Annotated in this window: 27 protein-coding genes; 25 read left to right on the top strand and 2 right to left on the bottom strand. The window is 39.7% G+C overall.

All coding sequences use genetic code 11. The features are described from left to right. Positions 1-344: 344 nt before the first annotated feature. Complete coding sequence (locus tag A9479_RS02665; protein ID WP_016899225.1) at positions 345-1781, top strand: sigma-54-dependent Fis family transcriptional regulator; 1437 nt, start codon at positions 345-347, stop codon at positions 1779-1781. A 217-nt stretch (positions 1782-1998) separates the two neighbouring features. Then, positions 1999-3291 carry a DUF4910 domain-containing protein gene (locus A9479_RS02660; RefSeq protein WP_197487236.1) on the top strand — a complete coding sequence of 431 codons (1293 nt, stop codon included), beginning with the start codon at positions 1999-2001 and terminating at the stop codon, positions 3289-3291. A gap of 35 nt (positions 3292-3326) precedes the next feature. Here A9479_RS02660 and A9479_RS02655 read toward each other — a convergent pair whose 3' ends face one another. Further along, a complete protein-coding gene (locus A9479_RS02655) occupies positions 3327-4016 on the bottom strand; it encodes a class I SAM-dependent methyltransferase (protein WP_064662621.1) in 690 nt (229 codons plus the stop codon). Between the two features lie 249 nt (positions 4017-4265). Between A9479_RS02655 and A9479_RS02650 the strand changes: the two genes are divergently transcribed. Genes A9479_RS02650 through A9479_RS02625 form a run of 6 tightly spaced genes read left to right on the top strand, consistent with a single transcriptional unit; the run spans position 4266 to position 8983 of the window. Continuing rightward, on the top strand, positions 4266-5330 hold the full coding sequence (locus A9479_RS02650; RefSeq protein WP_064662620.1) for a 4-hydroxy-2-oxovalerate aldolase: 1065 nt from the start codon (positions 4266-4268) through the stop codon (positions 5328-5330). Then, positions 5327-6688: a class I adenylate-forming enzyme family protein gene (locus A9479_RS02645; protein ID WP_064662619.1), complete on the top strand. Its 1362-nt coding sequence runs from the start codon at positions 5327-5329 to the stop codon at positions 6686-6688. The genes A9479_RS02650 and A9479_RS02645 overlap by 4 nt, the downstream gene beginning before the upstream one ends. Beyond that, a complete protein-coding gene (locus A9479_RS02640) occupies positions 6685-7305 on the top strand; it encodes a hypothetical protein (RefSeq protein WP_064662618.1) in 621 nt (206 codons plus the stop codon). The genes A9479_RS02645 and A9479_RS02640 overlap by 4 nt, the downstream gene beginning before the upstream one ends. Beyond that, complete coding sequence (locus A9479_RS02635; protein ID WP_064662617.1) at positions 7302-7958, top strand: cyclase family protein; 657 nt, start codon at positions 7302-7304, stop codon at positions 7956-7958. The genes A9479_RS02640 and A9479_RS02635 overlap by 4 nt, the downstream gene beginning before the upstream one ends. Continuing rightward, a complete protein-coding gene (locus A9479_RS02630; protein WP_156520089.1) occupies positions 7951-8205 on the top strand; it encodes a hypothetical protein in 255 nt (84 codons plus the stop codon). The genes A9479_RS02635 and A9479_RS02630 overlap by 8 nt, the downstream gene beginning before the upstream one ends. A 1-nt stretch (position 8206) precedes the next feature. Next, positions 8207-8983 (top strand): AAC(3) family N-acetyltransferase, encoded by a 777-nt coding sequence (locus A9479_RS02625; protein WP_064662615.1) that lies wholly within the window; start codon positions 8207-8209, stop codon positions 8981-8983. A gap of 146 nt (positions 8984-9129) precedes the next feature. Here the strand turns inward: A9479_RS02625 and A9479_RS02620 are convergent, their stop codons facing one another. Then, positions 9130-9732, bottom strand: a complete 603-nt coding sequence (locus A9479_RS02620) for a DNA-3-methyladenine glycosylase I (protein WP_064662614.1) — start codon at positions 9730-9732, stop codon at positions 9130-9132. Positions 9733-9861: 129 nt separating this feature from the next. Between A9479_RS02620 and A9479_RS02615 the strand changes: the two genes are divergently transcribed. From A9479_RS02615 to flhB, 17 genes are all read left to right on the top strand, one after another. Next, complete coding sequence (locus tag A9479_RS02615; RefSeq protein ID WP_064662613.1) at positions 9862-10974, top strand: PAS domain-containing sensor histidine kinase; 1113 nt, start codon at positions 9862-9864, stop codon at positions 10972-10974. Next, positions 10971-12395 (top strand): sigma-54 dependent transcriptional regulator, encoded by a 1425-nt coding sequence (locus A9479_RS02610; RefSeq protein ID WP_028833986.1) that lies wholly within the window; start codon positions 10971-10973, stop codon positions 12393-12395. The genes A9479_RS02615 and A9479_RS02610 overlap by 4 nt, the downstream gene beginning before the upstream one ends. Before the next feature lie 157 nt (positions 12396-12552). Further along, a complete protein-coding gene (fliE, locus tag A9479_RS02605) occupies positions 12553-12885 on the top strand; it encodes a flagellar hook-basal body complex protein FliE (RefSeq protein WP_016899229.1) in 333 nt (110 codons plus the stop codon). Positions 12886-12905: 20 nt separating this feature from the next. Beyond that, positions 12906-14621 (top strand): flagellar basal-body MS-ring/collar protein FliF, encoded by a 1716-nt coding sequence (fliF, locus tag A9479_RS02600; protein WP_008112179.1) that lies wholly within the window; start codon positions 12906-12908, stop codon positions 14619-14621. Beyond that, positions 14614-15654: a flagellar motor switch protein FliG gene (gene fliG / locus A9479_RS02595; protein WP_013465559.1), complete on the top strand. Its 1041-nt coding sequence runs from the start codon at positions 14614-14616 to the stop codon at positions 15652-15654. Before fliF ends, fliG begins: the two co-directional genes overlap by 8 nt. 3 nt (positions 15655-15657) lie before the next feature. After that, on the top strand, positions 15658-16461 hold the full coding sequence (gene fliH / locus A9479_RS02590; protein WP_064662612.1) for a flagellar assembly protein FliH: 804 nt from the start codon (positions 15658-15660) through the stop codon (positions 16459-16461). A gap of 18 nt (positions 16462-16479) precedes the next feature. After that, positions 16480-17814 (top strand): flagellar protein export ATPase FliI, encoded by a 1335-nt coding sequence (fliI, locus tag A9479_RS02585; RefSeq protein WP_008112184.1) that lies wholly within the window; start codon positions 16480-16482, stop codon positions 17812-17814. Then, entirely contained in the window at positions 17814-18260 is a 447-nt protein-coding gene (fliJ, locus tag A9479_RS02580; RefSeq protein ID WP_028833987.1) for a flagellar export protein FliJ, read from the top strand. The genes fliI and fliJ overlap by 1 nt, the downstream gene beginning before the upstream one ends. Before the next feature lie 87 nt (positions 18261-18347). Next, positions 18348-20312: a flagellar hook-length control protein FliK gene (locus A9479_RS20050; RefSeq protein WP_231893540.1), complete on the top strand. Its 1965-nt coding sequence runs from the start codon at positions 18348-18350 to the stop codon at positions 20310-20312. Between the two features lie 57 nt (positions 20313-20369). Continuing rightward, positions 20370-20897, top strand: a complete 528-nt coding sequence (gene fliL / locus A9479_RS02570) for a flagellar basal body-associated protein FliL (RefSeq protein ID WP_013465555.1) — start codon at positions 20370-20372, stop codon at positions 20895-20897. Between the two features lie 9 nt (positions 20898-20906). Next, entirely contained in the window at positions 20907-21998 is a 1092-nt protein-coding gene (gene fliM / locus A9479_RS02565) for a flagellar motor switch protein FliM (RefSeq protein ID WP_010387912.1), read from the top strand. Between the two features lie 20 nt (positions 21999-22018). Further along, entirely contained in the window at positions 22019-22417 is a 399-nt protein-coding gene (gene fliN / locus A9479_RS02560) for a flagellar motor switch protein FliN (protein WP_013465554.1), read from the top strand. Further along, positions 22414-22797, top strand: coding sequence for a flagellar biosynthetic protein FliO (gene fliO / locus A9479_RS02555; protein ID WP_024602027.1), 384 nt, complete (start codon positions 22414-22416; stop codon positions 22795-22797). Before fliN ends, fliO begins: the two co-directional genes overlap by 4 nt. A gap of 4 nt (positions 22798-22801) precedes the next feature. Next, complete coding sequence (fliP, locus tag A9479_RS02550) at positions 22802-23542, top strand: flagellar type III secretion system pore protein FliP (protein ID WP_064662611.1); 741 nt, start codon at positions 22802-22804, stop codon at positions 23540-23542. 41 nt (positions 23543-23583) lie between these two features. Then, on the top strand, positions 23584-23853 hold the full coding sequence (locus A9479_RS02545) for a flagellar biosynthetic protein FliQ (RefSeq protein WP_010387922.1): 270 nt from the start codon (positions 23584-23586) through the stop codon (positions 23851-23853). Between the two features lie 2 nt (positions 23854-23855). Beyond that, positions 23856-24635 carry a flagellar biosynthetic protein FliR gene (fliR, locus tag A9479_RS02540; RefSeq protein ID WP_013465551.1) on the top strand — a complete coding sequence of 260 codons (780 nt, stop codon included), beginning with the start codon at positions 23856-23858 and terminating at the stop codon, positions 24633-24635. 9 nt (positions 24636-24644) lie between these two features. Then, positions 24645-25775 carry a flagellar biosynthesis protein FlhB gene (gene flhB / locus A9479_RS02535; protein ID WP_013465550.1) on the top strand — a complete coding sequence of 377 codons (1131 nt, stop codon included), beginning with the start codon at positions 24645-24647 and terminating at the stop codon, positions 25773-25775. Positions 25776-25788: the final 13 nt, after the last annotated feature.

The following is a 25788-nucleotide window of genomic DNA, read 5'->3' as shown; positions in this document are numbered from 1 at the left end:
ACATGTTCAGAACTCTAAGCAAGTTTAGTTCCAACATAAGTTTGACTATTACTTTATCGGCAAAAACAGTCGCACCTTTAAATAATAATAGCAGTTTTTATGAGTTTTTTCTGTGTGAAATCGTATCATTGAAAATCGTATTATATGTCGTTTAATTCATCCTAAGTATGTATGTCACTAAAACTACCCAGGCAATTAATAGTTATAAAGTATTGACTTTGTGCGGCCAGTGTCTGTTTTTTGGCGTTAATGTCAAAAAATCGCCGCTATTGCTTGCATCCAAACCCAACTGGCTTACAATTTGATTAATAAAACAAATTAGTGAAATAAATGGCTCGCTAAAGATGATCTTAATTTTAGATAATAATAACAATCGCTCTATTGGATTATACGCATCGCTTACTTTTATTGGTGAGGCGGTACAGTTGCAAACAGAAGCTGACTTTGAACAGGCATGTAGCCACTATCAAAACAAAGAATGTATTGTGGTGTTAGGTGCTTTGCAGTCTTTAGATCACGAAAGTTTAATTAAACGATACCCAACATTTCCTTTTTTACTCATTGGTGAAACGCTTAAACCTTTGTTGAGTTTGGCTAATGTTGTGGGGTTGATATGTGAGCCATTTACTCATGAAATTACCACACAGCTGTTGCACGACTGTCAGCAATATCAGCGCATGTTGCCGCATGAACATAAAAATAATAAAGAGAAAAGCACCTTTGATGGTCTTGTTGGTGAAACCAAAGCGGTAAAAGATTTACGCTTTTTAATTACGCAGGTTGCAAAAACCGATGCCAATGTACTTATTTTGGGTGAGTCGGGCACAGGTAAAGAAGTGGTCGCCCGTAACGTACATTTGCTTTCTAAACGTAATAAAGGCCCTTTTGTACCGGTCAACTGTGGGGCTATTCCTGCTGAGCTATTAGAAAGTGAACTATTTGGTCATGAAAAAGGCGCGTTTACTGGAGCTATTTCAGCACGAAAAGGCCGTTTTGAGTTAGCGCAAGGTGGCACGCTATTTTTAGATGAAATAGGGGATATGCCATTGCAAATGCAAGTTAAGTTACTGCGAGTGCTTCAAGAGCGTAGTTATGAGCGTGTTGGTGGTACCAAAGCGATTCAGGCTGATGTGCGTGTTATTGCTGCAACCCACCGTGACCTTGAAAGCATGATAGAAAAAGGCTCGTTCCGAGAAGATTTATACTATCGTTTAAATGTTTTTCCTATTGAGAGCCCATCTCTTGCTCAACGCGCAGAAGACATTCCTTTACTACTTAAAGAGCTTATGCGCCGTGTAAATGAGCAAAGTGGTACTACTGCTAAGTTTACAGAGCGTGCTATTGATAGTTTAAAAGAACATTCTTGGCCGGGTAATATTCGTGAGCTCGCTAACTTAGTTGAGCGTATGGTTATTATGTTCCCAGACAAGGTGGTTGATGTTCCTGATTTACCTAATAAATACCGCTACATTGAAGTTGAAGCCTACGAGCCACAGTACCCAGAAGAACTGATGGAGCGTGATGCATTTAATGATATTTTTAGCGGCGGATTTAGTGAAGACGAGATAGACCTCGAAGATGATTTTGCTCAAGCGGCTCCCGGTTTATTGCCCGACGAAGGTATTGAGCTTAAAGAGTACTTAGCTGAGCTTGAAATTAACTTAATCACCCAGGCATTAGAGCGCTTTGATTATGTTGTCGCCCGTGCTGCTGAAGTGTTAGGTGTAAGGCGAACCACACTGGTCGAAAAAATGAAAAAATATAATCTTTCTAGGGATTGATTAAAACCGCTAATAAATTGAACTGTAGCTAATAAAGTTCTATGGTTATTCTTAATTTTGGCTTTAAAACTTGATTTGCCTCCCATTGAATAGTGACAACTTAATGGTGTGCTGTGCTCCTTTTCTTATTGTACACTTCTAAGTTAATGAATAATCTAGCATGTGTCTTATGCAGCAACGCTTTTTATACAAATTAAAGTAAAAAATAAGGTTAAAAATGAACGAAGCAATCGATGGAAATAGAATGTATGAGTGGGCAAAGAAGCTATTTCCAATCAATCGAAGCCTTACAGGTGACGGTGTAAGAGAAACATTGAGATATATCAAACAGTTTGTACCGGAACTGGTTGCGCACGAGGTTCCTTCAAATACTATCGCTTTTGACTGGAAGGTACCGCAAGAATGGAAAGTAAATAACGCATACATAATTGATCCTAATGGTAATAAAATATGTGATTTTAAAGTTAATAACCTACATCTAATGGGTTACTCAGAGCCTGTTAATAAGAAACTTTCTTTAAAAGAATTACAAACTCACCTTTACAGTATAGAGGATATGCCTGACGCAATACCATATGTTACATCATACTATGAGCGTAATTGGGGATTTTGTCTTAGCCACTCTCAACGTTTATCTTTGACTGAAGGTAGTTACCAAGTTGTTATAGATACAAATTTATTCAATGGGCATTTAACGTATGGAGAGTTTGTTTTACCTGGAGAAACAGAAAATGAAATTTTGCTTTCTACATACATATGTCATCCTTCTTTAGCTAATAATGAATTATCTGGACCAGTTGTTTGTATGGCATTAATTGAGCAACTTAAATTAATGACTGACCGTAGATATACTTACAGAGTTTTATTTTTACCAGAAACCATAGGGTCAATAGTTTATATTTCAAAACATTTAAAACGTTTGAAACAGCATCTGAAAGCTGGATTCATTGTCACATGTGTCGGTGATGAAAGAGAGTACTCATACCTAAGTTCACGCAACTCTCGTACTTTAGCCGACAGAGCAGCACTAAGTGCTTTAAAGAATTTAGTTGGTAGTTTTAAACAGTATTCTTTTCTTGAGCGTGGTAGTGATGAGCGTCAATTTTGTGCTCCTGGTGTTGATTTACCTGTATGTTCAATCATGCGGAGCAAATACGGGGAATATCCCGAATATCACACATCATTAGATAATCTTACATTAATTACACCTGCTGGATTAAGAGGTGCTGCAGATGTAATTGTTGGCGCTATTCAATTATTAGAAAAGAATAAAGTATATAAAGCAACTAATTTATGTGAGCCGCAACTTGGTAAAAGAGGATTGTATCCTAATACGAGCAATATGCAGCAAGATTATACTCAAGTAAAAATGCTCACTAATTTACTAGCTTATGCAGATGGAGGTAGTGATTTATTAGAGCTTGCTGATAAGATTCGAGCTAATGTTTTTGAGCTTTTACCTTTAGTTGAATCTCTCGAAAAAGCTGGTTTAATCATAGCCCAAGACTAAATAGAGTAAAAGGAGCGCGTAAGTGCGCTCTTATGCTAGTTTAACTTAATTACAGCAACATACCAATTGTAAGCTAATCCGAACCAATCCATTTTTATTTCTGCGCATTCACAATATTGTGAAATATTTGAAAAGCAGCTTAAAAAATCATCTTTATCTTCAAAGCGACGCATAACTTGACCATTGCGAACTCCGAAGTAATCATTTTTAATTCTCACATACCCTTTTTCGAGCTCTTCACAGGATTCATAAATAAAAGCTGAAGCCGTTGGAACAGATACGATTAGATAGCCTTTTGGCTTTGTTACTCTTACAAATTCATCTATATGTTTTTGATAATCAAAACTTTCAGAACTCATATAATAACTACTATTCCAAGAGATTAAATAATCAAACATATTCGCTTCGAATGGGATTTCTTCGCAGCTACCTATTCGTAAGTCTAATTTTTGGCCTTTAAACTCCTTTCTTTCAGAAGCATTATTTACGATATCTTTTGTGATTTCTACTCCACTACTCAATAAACCAAGTCTATTAAAAAGAGGGAAATTACGGCCATCACCAAAACCTACATCTAAGATTTTTTTACCTTGAAAATTTTTATCTAGAAACTCTAACTTAGGAAATTGCCCTAAAAAAATTCTAATAACTGCTTCTGGTGGGTAGGCTATTTCTGTGTTTTCAGCATATATGCTATTCCATGATTTATCTCTATCATACTTCATTGTAGTATTATTACCTTTATATAGGGTTAGGTATAATGTTTAACATTTAAGATAACATTTCACAAATACAGTTTACACTATTTATAGGAATATCTAGCTCCCAAAGGAATTAATAGTGGCTTGTATTTTGCTTCATACTTGAAAACTATTAAAAACTTTAAGTATGGCAGTGTTCATCGACTGGTCTTCGAGTAGAGGCAAAATGAGCACACTTATAAGTAGTGCTCCAATTATTAAAAGGTATTAGTGATGAAGTATCCAAAAATACTAGAATGCACTTTAAGAGATGGAAGTTATGAAATTGACTTTCAGTTTTCTAAAAATGATACAGTTGGTATTTGTAGTGCACTAGATTACTGTGGATTTGAGTTAATAGAAGTTGGTCATGGTGTCGGTCTGGGTGCTTCAGAAAGAGGTATAGGAGTTGCTCTTGAGACTGATGAAATTTATATGAAAGCAGCGTCTGAGAGTGTAAAAAAAGGTAATTGGGGAATGTTTGCAATTCCGGGGATTGCAAATTTAGAACACCTTGCGTTAGCTGAAGACCATGGAATGGATTTTGTTCGCTTGGGTTCTACAATATCTGATTTTAAAAAGTGTGAAAAATTTATAAGCTCTGCGAAAAACAAAAGTATGCTCACATACGTCAATTTCATGAAGTCGTATACTGTTTCGCCTAGCAAGCTTGCTAAGGCAGCAAAGGCTGCTTTTGAAATTGGGGCTGATGCCGTTTATGTAGTAGACTCTGCAGGCGGAATGCTACCACAAGAAGTGACTGAGTATGTTCAAGCAATACTTGCAGAATGTCCCAGTCTAACAGTTGGATTTCATGGGCATAATAATTTGGGGTTAGGTGTGGGAAATGCTCTTGCCGCTATCAATGCTGGTGCTGAAATTATTGATTCGTCACTGCAAGGATTTGGACGTAGTGCCGGTAATACAAGTACAGAACAAATTATAGGGTGCCTGGCTCGTATGGGGTTGGAGGGAAAAATAGATCCAATACAAGTAATGGATTTAGGTGAAGAACTAATAAAACCTTTGATTAATAAGAATGGCCTTTCATCTATTGACACTATATCAGGGATGTCATTATTCCATTCTAGTTACATGCCTATAATTTTTGAAATGTCACAAAAATATAAAGTTGATCCAAGGCATTTAATTATTTCTGTTTGTAAAGAAGATACTTGCAATGCACCTGAAGAAATGGTTGAAAGGCATGCAATTGAGTTGTTAAAAATACAAAAGGCAAAAGGACATTGGAAGCCGAGTTATAAAAATTACCATGTAAATGAGCAAGTAATTCTATGATAAAAGAACTATTTAAGTCAGCAGAGCAACACTCTTTTGCAATAATACACGGCACTCAAAAGATTACTTATTTAAATTTTGAGAGTCAGGTAATATTTTATATGAATCAGTTAACTGAAGCTGGTGTAAGTGAAGGTGATAAAGTTGCTCTAGAGCTCGAAGATAAATTGGAGTTTTTTGTAATTCTTGTTTCATTGTTCACATTAGGTGCAAAGGTCTTACCATTATCAGCCAACTATAATGAAAGTTATAAATGCACATTGCTGGACATCTTTAACCCTGACAAAGTAATTAACAATTTTGGCGAATTTGAAGAATACATACCTGAAAAAAAAATAAATAGCTTTATCTATAAGGATAGATCGAATAAAGCTCAGGTTATTACCTTTACTTCAGGGACGACAGGTACACCAAAAGCGGTATGCCATAACTTAAAAAGCTTACTTGTTTGCGCTGAAGCGTTTAACAAACATAATGAAATCGGTTGTGAAGTTAAGATGTTGCATGTAATGCCTTGTTTTTACATGGCTGGTATTCTTAACACCTTTTTATGTCCATTAATAGCTGGTGGATGTGTCATTTTAAGTACAACCTTCTCGGCTAGTAATGCCGCAACTATCTTTAAGAATTTTGCTAAATATAGAGCAAATGCTATTTGGCTAAGCCCTTCAATGTTAGCCCTTTCATCTAAAATGACAACCGATAGAGATGCTATAGGTTGGGTAAGTGATTGCGCAGCAAAGATATTTATCGGTACTGCGCCTCTGATGCAAAATACAAAAAAAGAGTTTGAGCATAAATTTGCACATGAAGTTTTAGAAAGTTATGGCACAAGTGAGCAGTTGTTTATATCTTGTGCGAAAGTCGGTGAAGGGCATTTGGACGGAGTTGGTCGGTGTTTGGAACTTGTGAATGTAACTTTTTCTGATTCGAACGAAATACTAATTGATTCTCCTTGGGAGATGCTTGGCTACTTAAACGCTGACTCAGAATGCCCTGCTACAGGTGATATTGGAAAGTCATCATCAGGGGTTTTAAGCATTACTGGGCGTAAAAAAGATATTATTATTAAAGGTGGAATTAACATAAGTTCGAGGTATATAGAGGATGTTAGTTTGAAGTATACTGGTATTATGGATGCTGCAGTAGTTGCGAAGCCTCATGATTTTTGGGGTGAAGTGCCAATATTATTTCTTTTATCAGAACATGATTTAAATGTTAAATCTATAAAGGCGTGGTTGGGTACCTTGTTACCTTCAGAATTTCTTCCTGAAAAAATAATTGTTTTGAAAAGCTTTCCTACTTCAGTCACGGGAAAAGTAATGAAAGCAAAGCTAATCAATAAGTACTTAATATGATTATTGGATTCTCCCATCTTACTTGGAATTCAGCTTTTGTTGAGCGAGATATCTCTAAATTTAAAGAGCTAGGGTATGAATCGGTATTTGATGAAAAAGAGTTAGAGAATAATTATTCAAAAAAGAATTTACTCGGTTCGTATTCTGTGAAACATGATATTAAATTACTCAAACGAAGTGATTCATATGACATTGAGCTTATTAACCACCATAGTAAAAATATGGATGTTCAAAATCGTTTATTTTACAATGACTCAATGATGACTATTTTGATACCATCGGGTTGTTTTGCAAAGGAAATTGATTTTTGGTGTTGGCTAGGTTTCAAAGAAAGTGGAAATTGCCTAAGGTTATCTAGACCTGTAAAAACATGGAACCTTGATATCTCTTTTGTTTCAACGGAACAAGATCTTGTAGAACAAAAACTAGATCTTCAAGGCTTCACATCAATTGCATTTATAGTAAAAGATTTAGCTCTGTTTAAAAGTAAACTAAAAAATAAAGTAATTTGGATTTCTGAGATATTTACTCTTGAAGTTAATGAACAAAAGATGGATATACTCCTATTTAAAACTCCCTCAGGAGTAATTATAGAACTCATCGAGGTATTAAAATGAAAATAACTGATTTAACAATGTTACTTGAAGAGGGGATGCAAACATTTGCAGCTCATTGGCACCCCTTTTTTGAATCAACTCAGTTAGGACGACACGGAATTGAAAATAGAGAAACGCGAAAAATTGTATTAGGTACACACACTGGAACTCACATAGATGCCCCAAGGCACTTTATTGCTGATGGTGAAACAATTGAAAATATACCTTTGGCTCAATTAAATGGGCCTGCACGGGTTGTTGACTTTTCGAACCTTGCAGATAAACATGAAATTACCAGAGATGAGTTGATATTGGCTTTAGGCTCCAAGTGTCCGGTTCGCCTAGTTGCTAGATTTGACTGGGATTTAAAATTAAACACTAATGAATACTACTCAGACCATGCCTTTTTTTCTGAGGATGCTTGTCAATGGCTGGTAGATAATGGGTGTAAGCTTATCGCCCTAGATACCCCCCAGCCTGACAACCCTTTAAATGGAAGAGGGGCAGAAAAGGATGCACCTAACCATAAAATACTTCTTGGTGCAGGTGTTGTTATCGTTGAATATTTAGTTAATATTCGTTCGATTGAGAGCGAAGAATTTACGCTTATCGTCGCACCCTTAAAAATTAAAGGTGGCGATGGGGCTCCAGTTAGGTGTTTTGCAATTGAGTAAGAGTAATGAAATACTAGTAAAAGAAAAGCTAGTGCAGTGGTTTGTGTCTAAAAGCCAAATGGAAAATATTGATACAACGTTAAATTATTTTGAATCCGGTTATATTGATTCATTTGACGTGCTGATGTTAATAGAATTCTGTGAATCAAGCTTCAATGTAGTGCTAAATGAGATACATTTTGAAGATAGAAGGTTCTCTTCAATTGATGGATTGGTTGATATTTTAAACGATTTACAGGTGCAATGAATTGCAAAACTATCATTATAGTAGGACTGATTTTGAGTTGGCTTTACAATCTGTAGGGATTTGTAAGGGTGATACTGTTTTTTGTCATAGTAATGTTGGTTACCTAGGTTATCCGGAAGGAGTTACTTCCAAGCAGCAATCCTTAGAGTTAATACTTAGTACTATTTTAAATTTATTAGGAAGCCAAGGTACCTTAGTGGTACCTACCTTTACTTATTCCTTTGGTAAAGGCGAGAATTTTAATGTCAATGATACAGCTTCTGACTGTGGTATGTTCTCAGAATATATTAGGACTAATCCATTGTCAGTGCGAAGCAATGATCCTTCTGTATCTGTTTCTGCTATTGGAAAGCATGCTAGTTTCTTAACAAGTAAAGTATCTGAAAATGCCTATGGTGAGGGAAGCGCTTTTTCACGACTCGTTCAATTAAATGCTAAGGTGCTTAACATTAACTTTGATGCAGGCAGTACGCTATTGCATTTTTTTGAAAGAGTACATAATGTATCTTATAGGTTTGACAAAACATTTTATGGTAAAAAGTTTGATGGCAAAAGCTATATTCCATGCAAATCAACCTTATGGGTTCGTGATTTAAACATAGAGGGGTCTCAGGCGAGTTTCGAGCGCTTTAACTGTTATGCCAGCGATAAAGGTGTGTATAAAAGGGCTAAGGTAGGTCGAGGTGGAATTGGTTGTATTTCTGTTGAAGATATGAACAAGGCATTCTCAGAATTATATGAGAAAGATCCTTGGTTTTTAACAGATAAACACATTTAATTTTTTTAAAAATATTGGAAACTTTTTCGAACATTTAAGAATATAAGTGTTGGATTAATTATGAAATGAATCAATAAAAAGTATGAAAACAGCACAACGTAACGTTTTTAACTAAACTTAATTAGTATCGTTCAGGCTAATCAATTTCAATAACTAACCTGTAAGTACTGCGCAATAACTCCTTCCTTCCTAAAACAATCATTACTATGATCGTTAACCATTCCACAGGCCTGCATGTAGGCATACACTGTGGTTGGGCCTAAAAACTTAAAACCGCGCTTTTTTAAATCTTTTGCAAATAACGTTGATGCTTCAGTAACTGCAGGGTAATCCGCAAGCGTCTCTAAATCGTTTACCTGAGGTTTATTGCCAACAAACCGCCACTGGTAATCACTAAAGCTGCCAAACTCTTTTTGAATAGCAATGAGGCACTTTGCATTATTAATTGTTGCGGCTATTTTTAAGCGGTTGCGAACAATTCCCTCATTTTGCATTAATGTTTCTAGGTCCTGCTCAGTAAAGGCCGCTACTTTATTTACATCAAAGTTTGCAAAGGCGTTTTTATAATTAGCGCGCTTTTTTAATATGGTGTACCAACTTAACCCTGCTTGTGCCGATTCTAACGTTAAAAACTCAAAAAGTAGGTGATCGTCATACACAGGTACGCCCCATTCATGGTCATGATAATCCACGTAGTCTGGTTTTGAGGTATCTAACCATGGGCAGCGGCACTGAGTCTCTTTATTCATGCATGTTCCTTTGCGCGTCATTTTTACGACACGCGTTTTGTTGGTTTAATTTATTGAATTTGCTAGTAAATAATTTTGGTACATATTGTGCATTAGCTACAGTATCTACATTATTTTAGAGAGTTGATTATGGCCCTTGCAAGTGTGCTAAAACCCCAGTTTATTTCTGCTAATCAGTATAACCCATGTTTACTGCAAGAGGAGTATGTTGGTGAGTTGAGTGATTTGCGTCAACAAGCAAGTTGGCTCTCTCATCTGGTTGATACCATGCCTGCGGGCGTGATTGTACTCGATGGTAAAGGAATGATCGCTAAGGCAAACCAAATAGCTATCGATATGCTCGGCGAGCCATTAGAAGGAGAGAAGTGGTTTAGCGTTATTCAGCGCTCATTTCGTCCTCATCAAGATGATGGTCATGAAGTGTCGTTAAAAGATGGACGCTTAATTAAGCTCGATATTACTGCACTCGCGCCTGAGCCTGGGCAACTTATACTAATGACCGATTTAACCGAAACCCGACGCTTACAAAAGCGAGTCGCGCATATGCAGCGTTTAAGTGCCTTAGGTAAAATGGTTGCGTCTTTAGCTCATCAAGTACGCACACCGTTATCAGCGGCTATGTTGTATGCCGCAAATTTAGGCTCAAAACGCTTACCCGAAGCGTCTCGCGGCAGTTTTCATACTAAATTAATGTCACGTTTAAAAGATTTAGAAACCCAAGTAAACGACATGCTGTTATTTGCTAAAAGTGGTGATCAACAAGTTGTTGAGCAAGTGTCGATGCAACAGCTACTAAGTGAAGTTAAAACCGGTGCCGATGCTATGGTAGCGCTCAATGATAGCGAATTAAATGTGAGCTTACCTGAACCCGATATTGAAATTATGGGTAACAAAACAGCATTGGCAAGCGCAATTCAAAACCTAATTCATAATAGTATTCAAGTCATTGGCAGTGGCGCACAAGTACATCTTAGTGCTTTGCGTGATATGCAAGACCCTGATTATGTCCGCATTAGTGTTAGTGATAATGGCCCTGGGCTTGATTTAGCACAAACTGAGAAAATATTTGAACCCTTTTATACCACTAAAAGCCAAGGTACTGGTTTAGGACTTGCCGTTGTAAGTTCAGTGGCCAGTGCACATCAGGGACGTGTTGAAGCAGACAACAACCCACAAGGGGGAGCAATTTTTAGTATGTTGCTACCTATTAGTGTCACATCTAAATTAGGGGAGTCACAATGAGTAACACTATTTTAGTTGTAGAAGATGACGCCGGACTTCGTGAAGCATTAATTGATACGCTTGAAATGTCAGGTATAGCCTGTATGGCCGCCAATAGTGCCGAGCAAGCCATGGTGCTACTAAAAAAAGAAGTATTTTCATTGGTGGTCAGTGATGTACAAATGGGCGCAATGAGCGGCTTGGATTTATTACGTAGTATTAAATTAAATTACCCTGATTTACCCGTACTAATGATGACGGCCTATGCCACTATTGATGATGCTGTAGAGGCTATGCGTTTAGGCGCGATTGATTATATGGCTAAGCCATTTGCACCAGAAGTGCTATTGAATATGGTGAGTCGTTACTTACCAGAAAAAGAAAAAGAAACAGACGGGCCCATTGTCGCCGACCCTAGTAGTATTCAATTACTCGAACTTGCTAATAAAGTTGCTCGTTCAGATGCCAGTGTGATGGTGCTTGGGCCAAGTGGCTCTGGTAAAGAAGTACTGGCGCGTTATATTCATGACAAATCAAAACGCTGTAATGAACCGTTTGTTGCGATTAACTGTGCTGCTATTCCTGAAAATATGCTCGAAGCCACTTTATTTGGTTATGAGAAAGGCGCGTTTACCGGTGCTATTCAAGCTTGCCCTGGTAAGTTTGAACAAGCACAGGGCGGTACTATTTTACTTGATGAAATCACCGAAATGGATTTAGGCCTGCAAGCCAAGCTGTTACGTGTACTACAAGAGCGTGAAGTTGAGCGTTTAGGTGGTCGTAAAACCATTGCACTGGATGTACGTGTGCTTGCCACAAGTAACCGAGAGTTAAAAGAAGCGGTTGCTGAAAACCAGTTCCGCGAAGATTTATACTATCGACTCAATGTTTTCCCACTGCTGTGGCGACCACTGTGTGAGCGCCCAGGGGACATTATTGTGTTGGCTAAACATTTGATTGAACGTCACTTAAGTAAAAGCAAAGAGCCAATGGCGTATTTAGATAGCAGTGCAGAGCAAAAACTGCTTAGCCATAGCTGGCCCGGTAACGTACGCGAACTAGATAACGTTATCCAGCGAGCATTAATTTTACGTAGTGGAAATAGTATTGATGAGCATGCTATTTTTATCGAAAATCTAGCCCCAACGCATTTTGTGGCAGAAACTAAAGCTGACATTGAGCCTGTAAAAAGTAGTCTCAGTAACGCTTATTATGATGAAAAAGCAGCGCCTGCAGATGAGCAAAAAAATGATTTGTTAGCCGTCGATACTGGTAGTTACAAAGATGAGCTTAAAGATAAAGAACATCGTATTATTTTAGAAACCTTGGCACGCTGCCAAGGAAAACGCAAAGAGGTCGCCGAAACCTTAGGTATTAGCCCGCGTACATTACGCTACAAATTAGCACAAATGCGTGATTTAGGTATTTCCCTCCCAGCATAACCCCCATAAGCCCTAAGTTCAATCACTTGAATTTAGGGCTGTCAAAACTCTGACTGCTTAATTGTTTCATTTAAGGTATTGTTTTAATTGGTTTTAATTTTTGGCATGTTTTGTGCTTTATTCACTTTAAGAGTTTACTGCATTATCAGAGACAATTATGAAAATTCAAAACAGTGCTTTATTTCAAGAAATGCAATCAATGGCTGCAGAGGCCACACGTAGTAATCAAGTTAATAACTTGCCAACGCAAGTGCAATCAACCTCTACAGCACAGTTTGGTGACATGTTGAGTAATGCCCTTAATACAGTGCATGAACTTCAGCAAGACACAGGACAAAAAGTAAAAGCGGTAGAGAATGGCGACAGAAGCGTATCACTTGCCGAGGCTATGATTGCTTCGCAAAAGTCTTCTGTGGCATTTGAAGCTACGGTACAGGTTCGTAATAAGCTTGTTGAGTCTTATAAAGAAATTATGAACATGCCTGTTTAACTAGGTAGTGGAGAATTATTGTGGCGCAATCTAATCAATCTACAGATCTGGCACTTGCTGATGGCATGATGGAGCAAAGTGAAAACGAAGATCAACAAGAGCAAAAATCAGGCTATTTCAGTGCCCTTGGCGGTGTTGATGTTTTACGTCAAATTACCCTGATTGTTGCATTAGCTATTTGTTTAGCCATTGCTATTTTCGTTATTATTTGGGCTCGTCAGCCAGATATGCGCCCTTTAGGTAAAATGCAAACTGAAGAGTTAATAGAAACACTCGACTTTTTAGATGCACAAAAAATTGACTACCAACTTGATGGCAATGTGGTCTCGGTGGATGAAACTGAATATCAAAATATCAAGTTATTGATGACCCGTGAAGGTTTAGATCAAGGGCCTACTTCAGGTAGCGACATTATTATGCAAGACATGGGGTTTGGGGTAAGCCAACGTTTAGAACGTGAGCGCCTTAAACATGGCCGTGAGCAACAACTTGCCCGTACTATAGAAGAGCTAAATAATGTTACTCGCGCCAAAGTATTGTTAGCGATTCCCAAAGAAAATGTATTTGCCCGTAGAGAGAAAAAACCCTCTGCGACTGTTGTACTTACTCTTAAACGCGGTCGCTCTCTAGATGGCGAAGAAGTTGACTCGGTTGTTGATATGATAGCTTCAGCGGTACAAGGGCTTGAGCCTTCGCGCGTTACTGTGACCGATCAAAATGGTCGTTTATTAAATTCAGGCTCGCAAACCTCTTTAGCTGCACGCTCGCGTAAAGAATACGATATAGAACGTAAACGTGAGCAAGAATACCTAGAAAAAATCGACAGTATTTTGATCCCCGTGGTTGGATTAGGTAATTACACCGCACAAGTAGATTTAAGTATGGACTTTAGTGCGGTAGAAGAAACACAAAAACGTTACAACCCAGATTTACCTGCGGTAAGAAGTGAAACGACCTTTGAAGAAAATAATATTGGTGGCCTAGCGGTTGGTATTCCAGGCGCGCTTACTAATCAGCCACCAGTTAACTCAACTATTCCTGAAGATGCGATGGCGGGCGGTGCAGGCACTGCAACCTCACCGAGTAGAACTCACAAAGAAGCCACTCGTAACTATGAACTCGATACCACTATTTCACATAAGCGTCAGCAAACTGGAGTGATCCGCAGAATAAGCGTCTCTGTTGCGGTTGATTACCTGCCTACGGTGGGTGAAAATGGTGAAACAACTATGACGCCACGCTCGGTTGAAGCCCTGTCAAATATTCGTCGCTTGTTACAAGGTGGCGTAGGCTTTGATATGCAACGTGGCGATGCACTTGAAGTAGTGACCGTACCATTTGTTCGTGAAGACTCAGCGCTTGATTTTGAGTTGCCTTTATGGGAACAAGATTGGTTTATGAAAATGATGCGCTTAGTATTAGGTGCACTGGTTATTATTGTACTGATTTTAGCTGTCGTTAAACCTATGCTTAAACGCTTAATCTACCCAGATAATACACTTGAAGAATACGATGAAGATTCTCTTAGTTCAGGTGTTGATCTTGGTGACAGCACATTAGATATGCTAAATAATGACTTTGATTCTGCTTCTGTTGGCTTCTCAAGCGATGGTACACTACGCTTACCAGACCTACACGGCGACGAAGACTTACTCAAAGCGGTTCGTGCCCTTGTAGCCAATGAACCAGAACTATCATCACAAGTAGTGAAAGCGTGGTTAACAGAAGATGACTGATCAAGAACAAAAACAACTACCTCAAGCGTTTGATGTTGATAAACTTGATGGTGTAGATAAAGCGGCAATATTATTGCTGAGCTTAACTGAAGAAGATGCAGCGCAAATCCTCAAGCACTTAGAGCCAAAACAAGTGCAAAAGGTCGGTATGGCCATGGCGGCAATCGATGATTTGTCGCAAGCTAAAATTAGCGCGGTTCATAATTTGTTTATTGAACAAATTCAAAGTTTTAGTACGATTGGTTTTCAGTCTGAAGACTTCATCAAAAAAGCACTTACAGCCGCATTAGGTGAAGATAAAGCCGCCAGCTTGATAGACCAAATAGTGATGGGCTCAGGCGCTAAAGGTCTTGATTCATTAAAATGGATGGACTCTAAACAGGTGGCTAACATTATTCGTAATGAGCATCCACAAATTCAAACAATTGTTCTCTCTTACCTAGAGCCTGAACAGTCGGCTGAAATTTTAGCGCAATTTCCTGAAAAAGTGCGTCTCGATTTAACCATGCGTATTGCTAATTTAGAAGAAGTACAACCGGCAGCATTGCAAGAATTGAATGAAATTATGGAAAAACAATTTGCCGGTCAAGCGGGTGCACAAGCTGCGAAAATGGGTGGCTTAAAAGCTGCGGCAGATATCATGAACTACCTCGATACAAATGTTGAAGGGCAGTTAATGGATTCAATCCGTGAGCATGACGAAGAAATGTCGCAACAAATTCAAGACTTAATGTTTGTCTTCGAAAACTTAATGGATGTAGACGACAGAGGCATTCAAGCAATCCTGCGTGAAGTGCCGCAAGATGTATTAATGAAAGCCATTAAAGGGACCGACGATGCCCTTAAAGAGAAAATTTTGGGTAACATGTCAAAACGTGCCGCTGAAATGCTCGCTGATGATTTAGAAGCTATGGCTCCTGTGCGCATTAGTGAAGTAGAAGCGGCGCAAAAAGAAATTTTATCAACAGCACGTCGCCTTTCTGATTCAGGTGAAATTATGCTTGGTGGTGGCGGTGGTGAGGAGTTCTTATAACCTATGAGTTACTCTAAAGGTCGCCCATTACATGCAGATGAAGCTGATGAGTTATTAAAAAATTGGCCAATTCCTGATGTTGCTCCTGATGAGCGAAGCTTTCGCAATCGCTCTACGGCTTATGGCACACCCTTAGCCGAGCTATACCGTAAAGAAATAGCAAAAGAACAAGTAGAAGAACCGGAAGAACCAGAGCTGCCTTCATTAACTATGGTAGAGCTGGAGCGTATTCGCCAAGATGCCTACGAAGAAGGCCTTAAACAAGGGCACGAACAAGGCTATATAGATGGCTTTGACAAAGGCGTAACCGAGGGTAAAGAGGCGGGTTACAAAGAAGGTGTAGAGCTGGGTAAAACACAAGGCCAAGAAGACGTTAAACCCTTAATTGATGAGCAGTTGACCAGTCTGCGTGGTTTACTAGATAGTTTAAGCGACCCGCTTAAAAAAGTGGACGAGCAAGCAGAAAAACAGCTGGTACAGCTAGCCACTATGCTCAGTGAAGCGATTATTTATCAAGAAGTAAAAACATCACCTGATATTATTTTACATACTTTGAAAAAAAGCATTGATGCACTTAATGCAGAACAAGAAAAAGTTCGAATTCATCTTCATCCAGATGACTTATCGCTGGTAAAAACCAGTTATGGCGAACAAGCTATTGAAGATAATCATTGGCAATTAATTGCAGAACCCACTCTAGAGCGGGGCGGTTGTGAAGTTAAAACAACGTTATCATCTTTAGATATGACCTTGAAAACCCGTGTCAAAGAAACGTTGGATAGCTTTTTGCATAACAGTGGTATCTAACTTTTTTATTGGCGTGTCATGTCTGTGAGCGATACTTCATTAAGCGAACGCTTATCTCAATACCAACGGCATATTAAAATTCCAGCGCCTGCAGTCGCGGGAGTTTTAACGCGTGTGGTTGGTTTAACACTGGAAGCCAAAGGTTTGCGCGCTCCGGTAGGCAGCCAATGTAAAATTGAAACAATGAACGGCTTTGTTGACGCTGAAATTGTTGGATTTAACGATCAAACTTTGTATTTAATGCCTAACGACCACATTTCAGGCGTACTTCCTGGTGCGCGAGTTATCCCCCAAGTTAATGACACAGGTTTGCCTGTTGGCATGAGCTTACTTGGTCGAGTGGTAGACGGCTTAGGCAGACCTTTAGATGGCTTAGGTAAAATTAATGCAGAACATACACTCAAATTTGCTCAAAATGCAATAAACCCTCTTGCAAGACGCCCCATTAGTAAGCCTATGGATGTGGGGGTACGTGCTATTAACTCGGTGATTACTGTCGGCCAAGGCCAGCGCATGGGCTTATTTGCAGGCTCTGGTGTGGGTAAATCAGTATTATTAGGCATGATGACCCGAGGCAGTGAAGCCGATGTGATTGTAGTGGGTTTAGTCGGTGAGCGTGGTCGAGAAGTAAAAGAATTTATTGAAGAAATACTGGGTGTTGAAGGGCGTAAACGTTCAGTTGTTGTTGCAGCCCCCGCTGATGCCTCACCATTAATGCGATTAAAAGGCTGCGAAAGTGCGGTAACCATTGCAGAGTATTTTCGAGATCAAGGTTTAAACGTATTGTTATTACTCGACTCGGTGACGCGTTATGCTATGGCACAGCGTGAAATCGCGCTGGCTGTAGGTGAGCCCCCTGCAACAAAAGGCTACCCACCTTCAGTATTTGCTAAATTACCTGCGCTGGTGGAAAGAGCGGGTAATGGCGGGGAAGGGCAAGGCTCTATTACTGCCTTTTTTACCGTACTGAGTGAAGGCGATGACATGCAAGACCCGATTGCTGATGCTGCACGTGCCATACTTGACGGACATATTGTTTTATCACGTGATTTAGCCGACAGCGGCCATTATCCTGCCATTGACATAGAAAAATCGATTTCACGGGTTATGCCACAAGTGGTGTCTGAGTCGCACATGCAACAAGCTCGTGTGCTTAAGCAAGTGTATTCAATGTATCAACAGAACAAAGACATGATCACCTTGGGCGCTTATCAAAAAGGCAGTGATCAAATGCTCGATCAGGCGATAAACATGATGCCAAGAGTGAACGCATTTTTACAACAAGGGATGCGTGATGTGATTAGTTATGATGACGGCCTTCAAGGGCTAGCGCAATTATTAGGACAAGCATAATGGCTAAAAATAAACTGCATTTGTTGCTCAGGCTCGAAAACGAAAAAGAAGAAACGTTACGCATGAGCTACTTGCAAGCTAATCAAAATTTGCAATTAAATCAGCAAAAGCTGCAAGGCTTAAATGACTTTCGACTTGAATACACGCAGCAACTTCATATTAAGGGGCAATCGGGTTTATCAAGTGCCGGATTTAGTCAGTATCATGCATTTATTGCTAAAATTGAAGAAGCGATCCGTCAACAAGCAAGCACTGTTAATACCGCAAAGCAGGTGGTTAGCCAGCGTAAAACTTTGTGGTTAAAGCAACAAGTAAAAGCGAAAGCGGTTGCTAAGTTAATTGAAAAACAACAGATAAAAGCGGATATATTGGTCGCTAAGAATGAGCAAAAAATGCTCGACGAGTTTTCCTCTAATCAGTTTTATCAAAGGCATAAAGCACTATAAGGTAGGCATGCTAATTGCTTAGATTCTACAAGAGCAATGATTTTTAGGATTGTGCGGTGGGCTGTTGCCGCTTTTATTAGGTGATTTATGGCGATGAATGATATTTCAATGTTAGTGGTATCTGAGCAAGACTCATACTTAGTTAAAAAAGACAGTGATAAAGCAAAGCTAGACAGCAGTAATGATGCGGGCTTTTTTGATCAATTAGCACTTGCTAACCAAGCCTCTGAAACACATAGTGCGCAAGCCAAAGTGCCACAAAAACAACAATCAGATGAACAAGTCGACCTAAAAGAGCAAACCAGCGAAGAACAGCCTTTGAGCGGTGAAGATATGCTGGCGCAAATTAATGCAGCACAGATAATCGATACCTCAGTAAAAAATAACCCACATGGTGGTGCACAGTTAATAGATAGAGAAGGTGTCAAAATAAAAGCCAAGCCTGAAGATAAGCTTGCACCTATTATTATTAATGTGCCTAGTGACACCATTTTACAAACACAAAATGATGTAGTTACTAAATCAGCAGGGAAAACTAAAGCTGAATCATCACTGCTTGGCACCAAAACGATGGCTACAGCTGGCCAATATGATACTCTTACAAATGGATTGGCGGTAGCTAAACCATTAGATAAACCGACTGATACTACGGACACTAAATCATCGTTAGATGCGTCTATTTTGGCGCTGTTATCAAAAGATGATAATGCGATTAAAGCAGGTATACCGGCTGATACTACGGACACTAAACCACCGTTAGATGCGTCTATTTTGGCGATGTTATCAAAAGATGATAATACTATTAAAGCAGATGAACCGGCAGATAATATGGGCATTAAATCATCATTAGACTCATCAATTTTAGCGCTGTTATCAAAAGATGATAATGTGATAAAAGCAGATAAATTACTGGCAAATTTAACACCTGCTCAGCAAGGTGAATTAGCCACTGAGATTGATGCGATGAGCAAACCAATAAGTAAAGATAATTTAGCTGATCTAAAGCAGTTACTAAGTAACTATGTTACTCAAAGCGAAAAACCACAAACTCCTCAACGGGCCATTAATACGCAAATAAGCGCGTTAACTACTCCAGAAAAACAGGCCTTACTCAATCAGTTGCAGGGTTACGTTAAAAATGAATCTTTATCAACGAAAGAACTTACCTCGCTAAAAGGAGTAATCAGTGATTTAGAGACAGCCATTAACGCGGACAGCTTGTTTAGCGCCAAAGATAAGCCACTATTTTCAAATAATGCTTTGGCGGGAGCAATAGCGCCAAAAGCACAGGCTGGTACTGAATCAGCCAATGTAAAACCTGAGCTAAAATTAGAGAGTTCAAAATCGGTAGCTGATAACCCTGAAGAGCTTGCCAAACAGTTAGACGCATTACAAAAAGAGAGCATGCGCGGCACTAATGCTGAGCAAATGCCACCGCGTGCAGCACAAATTTTCTCTCAGATCATTAATATATTTGACAAACAGTCGCTTAGTAGTCTCGCTAAATACGATACTTTAGGGTACGAACAAGCTATTATTGAAGCGCAAAGCTTGCAAGCAGGACAGTTACAAAGTACAGCACAAGCGAAACAAGTAAGCATTGATCCTGCCACGTTACAGGCTTTAAACATTATTAAAAGTGATGCGGCAAAAATGCTACAAGAGCGGGTTAGCTCAATGTTAAGTATTAATAATAAAGAAGCTGAAATTCGCCTAGATCCGCCAGAAATGGGCAGCATGCAAATTCGTATTAGAAGTGATGCTGAGCAAGCACAAATCAACTTTGTAGTGCAAAACCAGCAAGCCAAAGAAGCGCTGGAGCAGTCGTTACCTAGGCTTAGAGAAATGCTGATGCAGCAAGGTTTAGAACTAGGTGAAAGCAGTATTTCTTACGGTGATTCCTCAGGTGAGCAAGCACAGCAACAAGAAGGTGATGCACAAGGGCAAATGGCCAATAATCGCTCTACAGATGAGACAAATAGTGAGCAACCAGATAAGCAAATACAGGGTTCTGGACAACAAACGTCATCATCAATAGATTACTATGCCTAAGTCCTGCTATTATAATAGTTAAAACAAGCAAATACCTTTGCAAATAAAGGAAATACAATGGCTGAAGATACTAATTTAGAAATAGAAGAAGTAAGTAAAAGTAAAAGCAAACTCATAATAATTATTGCCGCTGTATTACTTATTGTTGGCGCTGTGGCAGGGTACTTTTTATTATCAGGTGGTGATGAGCCAGTAGAAACCCTTGCAGATGATGCTGCCAATGGTGAGGTAGCTGCTGCGCCAACAAGTTCTTCGGCAACGGTTGGCAGTGCTTTATATGTTGCTATGCCTAGACCGTTTATTTTTAATGTGCCAGGGGCTAGTCGCGATAGAATTGTACAGATTAAAGTGCAATTATTAGTGCGCGGCGATGGTAATGAAGAAACGGCTAAAAAACACATTCCACTGATTGAAGGCACACTCCTGAGTGTATTTTCCATGACAACGGCTGATGAACTTAGCACCAGTGTAGGCAAAGAAACACTGCGTTTTACTGCACTTGATAAAGTACAGGCCGCTATGATGGATGTTGAAGGGAATAAAGTAATTGAGCGGGTACTATTTACCGGCTTTGTGATGCAATAAGGGGCCAGTGTGAGCGATTTATTATCCCAAGACGAAATTGATGCACTATTACATGGTGTCGATGAAGTCGAAGAGGAAGATATACACGACGGTGAAGATGGTGAGGGAAGTACACTACAGTACGACTTTTCTTCGCAAGATCGCATCGTGCGTGGTCGCATGCCGACACTTGAAATTGTTAACGAGCGATTTGCCCGTCACATGCGAATTAGCTTATTTAACATGATGCGCCGCACCGCTGAGGTGTCAATTAACGGCGTGCAAATGATCAAGTTCGGTGAGTACATACATACCTTGTTTGTACCAACGAGTTTGAATATGGTGCGTTTTCGTCCACTAAAAGGCACCGGCCTTATTACCATGGAAGCACGCTTAGTATTTATACTGGTAGACAACTTCTTTGGTGGCGATGGCCGTTATCATGCCAAAATTGAAGGACGTGAATTTACCCCAACAGAACGCCGAATCGTGCAAATGCTGCTGAAAATAATCTTTGAAGATTACAAAGAAGCATGGGCACCGGTGATGGATGTGTCGTTCGAGTACCTCGATTCTGAGGTAAACCCTGCGATGGCTAATATTGTTAGCCCAACCGAAGTAGTGGTTATCAGCTCTTTTCATATTGAGCTGGATGGTGGCGGGGGAGACTTCCATATTGCGCTACCTTATTCAATGCTCGAACCTATCAGAGAGCTATTGGATGCGGGTGTTCAGTCTGATACTGAAGATACCGATTTACGTTGGAGTAAGGCGCTTCGTGACGAAATAATGGACGTAGAAGTCGATTTATCGACCCAGCTACTTGAAGTTGATTTAAGCTTAAAACAAATAATGGAGCTCAAGGCGGGGGATATAATTCCAGTTGAAATGCCTGAGCATATTACCGTATTTGTGGAAGAACTCCCTACATTTAGAGCTAAAATGGGTCGTTCACGCGATAACGTTGCGCTACAAATTAGTGAAAAAATTAAACGCCCTGATTCAGTTAAATCTGAGCTACATGTCTTTACCAAAGGCGGCAAAAAAATTGATTCAGATGCAGAATTAGCAGAACTAGAAGATGATTTACACCTTTCAAACGGTGTAGACTTAGACTGGTAATTGATTAAAAGGTTAAAAGTATGAGCGATGATCAAGATACAATGGACGAATGGGCAGCAGCACTTGCTGAAGCTGAAGGCACTGACGATAGTCCTGAGGTCAAAGTAACCGAGCTTGATGAGCTTGATGATTCAAAGCATGAACTCAGCGGTGAAGAAAAACGTAAACTCGATACTATTTTAGACATTCCCGTTACTATTTCTATGGAAGTAGGGCGTTCTAAAATTAATATTCGTAATTTATTACAACTTAACCAAGGTTCGGTCGTAGAGCTTGACAGGGTTGCCGGCGAACCGCTTGATGTATTAGTTAATGGTACTTTGATTGCGCATGGCGAAGTGGTTGTGGTGAACGATAAGTTCGGTATTCGTTTAACGGATGTAATTAGCCAGGTTGAACGGATCAAAAAGTTACGATGATAGCACTAGCCAGTTTAAGCAATTCGGTGTTTGCAGCAACCGATGCTGCAACACCGACCACAGATATCGTATCCATGGTGTTATCTTTGGGTATGGTTGTGGTGTTAATTTTAGTGTTGGCTTTTTTTGTAAAAAAGCTCAATCCAAATTTAACCAATAACGATGAGTTTAAAGTGATCCGCAGTCTTCCGTTGGGATCACGTGAGCGCTTAATGGTGGTTGAAATAGATAATGCACAGCACCTATTAGGGGTTACTCCACACAGTATTAATTATCTACACAAGTTAGAAACCCCCCTAACAGAAAAAGAGTTACCAGAATTAGCGAAGCGGTTTGGCAAAATGTTGAATCCGCAACTTAATCAAAATAAAAAGAACTAATATTATGACTAAATGGCTGCTTTTCCTATTTGCCATGGTGTTCGCCCCAGGGGTCAATGCCGAGGGGATTGACGCGCTGACGATCACCACTAATGCCGATGGCACCCAAGACTACTCAGTGACGCTACAAGTGTTGGCGATCATGACGGCTATGAGCTTTATTCCAGCCGCCATTATCATGATGACCTCTTTCACTCGAATTATTGTTGTTTTAGCTATTTTGCGCCAAGCCATTGGTTTGCAGCAAACGCCTTCGAACCAAGTATTACTAGGTATGTCGCTGTTTTTAAGTATTTTTATTATGGCGCCAATTTATGAGCAAATAAATGAGCGCGCTATCGAACCGTATTTAAGTGAACAAGTAACGTCACTTGAAGCACTTGATTTAGCCAAAGAGCCAATGAAAGCGTTTATGCTCTCACAGGTACGTATAAAAGATTTAGAAACCTTTGCTAAAATAGCAGGTTACGATCAGCTTGACTCGCCTGAAGCAACGCCAATGGTTGTGCTTATTCCTGCGTTTGTGACCAGTGAGTTACAAACCGCTTTTATTATTGGTTTTATGTTTTTTATTCCCTTTTTGATTGTCGATTTGGTGGTTGCATCGGTATTGATGGCCATGGGTATGATGATGTTATCGCCCATGATTGTGTCGCTACCGTTTAAAATTATGTTGTTTGTATTGGTTGATGGGTGGAGCTTGGTGATGGGTACACTCGCTAAAAGCTTTGGCTTGGGCACGTAGTTGTGCACTCTTCATTGAACCAACCACACTAGGAGTCGTCCATGGAACCTGAAGTATTTGTTGATATTTTAAGTGGAGCCCTATTTTTAGTGATTAAGCTGGTGTCTGCCATTGTGGTACCTGGCTTAATTATTGGGTTGGTTGTGGCTGTGTTTCAGGCAGCAACCTCAATTAACGAACAAACACTGAGTTTTTTACCGCGTTTATTAATCACCATCAGTGCCCTGATTGTGGGAGGACATTGGTTTACTCAAGAGCTAATGGACTTTTTTAATCGCTTAGTGCTGCTTATCCCCGAAATTGCAGGTTAACAATGGAATTTCCATTTTCCGTTGTCATTCAATGGTTAAGTGATTTTTTACTGCCCTTAGTGCGCATCAGCTCAATGATCATGATCATGGCGGGTATTGGAGCAAAAAACGTACCTGCTCGAATAAAAATGGGCTTGGCTGTTGTGGTCACCTTCTTAGTTGTTCCTGTTCTTCCTGCTGCTACATTTACTAATCTATTTTCTTTTGAAATGATTTTAGTGGTACTCCAACAAATGTTGATTGGTGTCGCAATTGGTTTTGCGTCCACACTATTACTAAATACGTTTGTGTTAGCCGGTCAAATTCTTGCTATGCAAACCGGTTTAGGTTTTGCATCTGTTGTTGACCCCTCTAATGGGATGAGTGTGCCTGCAGTGGGGCAATTTTATCTAATATTAGCTACCTTATTATTTTTTGTGTTTAATGGTCATTTAATGATGATTCAAATGGTGGTGCACAGTTTTGAAGTACTCCCGATTGATGGCAATTGGTGGGCGGTTGATCATTACTGGGACATAGTGACATGGGGTGGTTGGATGTTTACCACTGCATTAGTGCTGTCATTAGCACCATTAACCGCCATGCTGGTTATTAATATGGCATTTGGTATTATGACCCGTGCTGCACCGCAGTTAAATATTTTCTCGATAGGCTTCCCGTTTACCTTAGTGGCAGGGCTAGTTATTATTTGGGCAACGCTCGGTAACTTTGTCACTCAGTTTGAGTTCCAATGGCTAAAAATGGTTGAGCTGATGTGTACTCTAGTTGGTTGTTCCCCTTAGGAGAGCGTAATGGCTGAAGATTCCGGACAAGAAAAAACCGAAGAACCCACCCCAAAAAAAGTTGATGATGCTAAAAAGAAAGGCCAAATAGCGCGTTCTAAAGAGTTAGGTACCATGTTTGTGCTTATTTTTTCTGCTATTTCCTTATTAATGTATGGGCCTGAAATTGGCAAAGGCTTGTACCGCATTATGGGAAGAATGCTGAGTCTTAACCGCAATGAAACCTACGACACCACCAAAATGTTTGCCGTATGGGGAGAGGTGGCCGACGTACTGTTATTTCCTATGTCGATGTTTGTACTCATTATTGTATTGGCTGCATTTATCGGTAATACCATGCTTGGCGGCTTTAATTTTAGTTGGCAAGCAGCTGCGCCCAAAGCCAGTAAAATGTCGCCAATGAAAGGCTTTACCCGCATGTTTGGTCCACAAGCGGCTATAGAATTGCTTAAGTCATTATTAAAGTTTGGCTTGGTGGCCGCATTTGCTATTTTTTTAATTAATACGTTTTTTGATGAAATCTTACATTTAAGTATAGAAAGTGCGCCTGGCAATATTGTTCATGCTTTGGAAATTTTAGCGTGGATGTTTTTAGGCATGTCTTGCACCTTAATTATTATTGCTGCTATTGACGCCCCATTTCAAAGCTATAGTCATAACAAACAGCTTAAAATGACTATGCAAGAGGTAAAAGACGAATATAAAAACTCAGAAGGTGATCCGCAGATTAAAGCGCGCATAAGGCAAACCCAACGTCAAATGTCGCAAAAGAGAATGATGCAGGATGTGCCAGACGCCGATGTTATTGTTACCAACCCTACTCACTATTCCGTAGCTTTAAAATACGATACAGAGCGAGCAGGCGCGCCTATTGTATTAGCCAAAGGTGTGGATGAGCTCGCCATGCAAATTCGTAAAATTGCATTGGGTAATGAAGTGCCTATTGTTGAGTCTCCAACTTTAACCCGAGCGCTTTATCATACTGCAGAAGTGGGTGAGCAAATCCCCGATCAGCTCTTTACTGCGGTTGCTCAAGTGCTTGCTTATGTGTTTCAGCTTAAACGGTTTAAAAAAGGTCGTGGAAAACGCCCTGTTGCCCTTAATAAAAAGCTGCCTATCCCCGATGAATTTAAGTATTAACTGCTAACCAACT

The sequence above is a fragment of the Pseudoalteromonas sp. MQS005 genome, assembly GCF_001661605.1.
GTDB lineage: Bacteria > Pseudomonadota > Gammaproteobacteria > Enterobacterales > Alteromonadaceae > Pseudoalteromonas > Pseudoalteromonas tetraodonis.
This window is presented reverse-complemented; position numbering and strand designations above follow the sequence as displayed.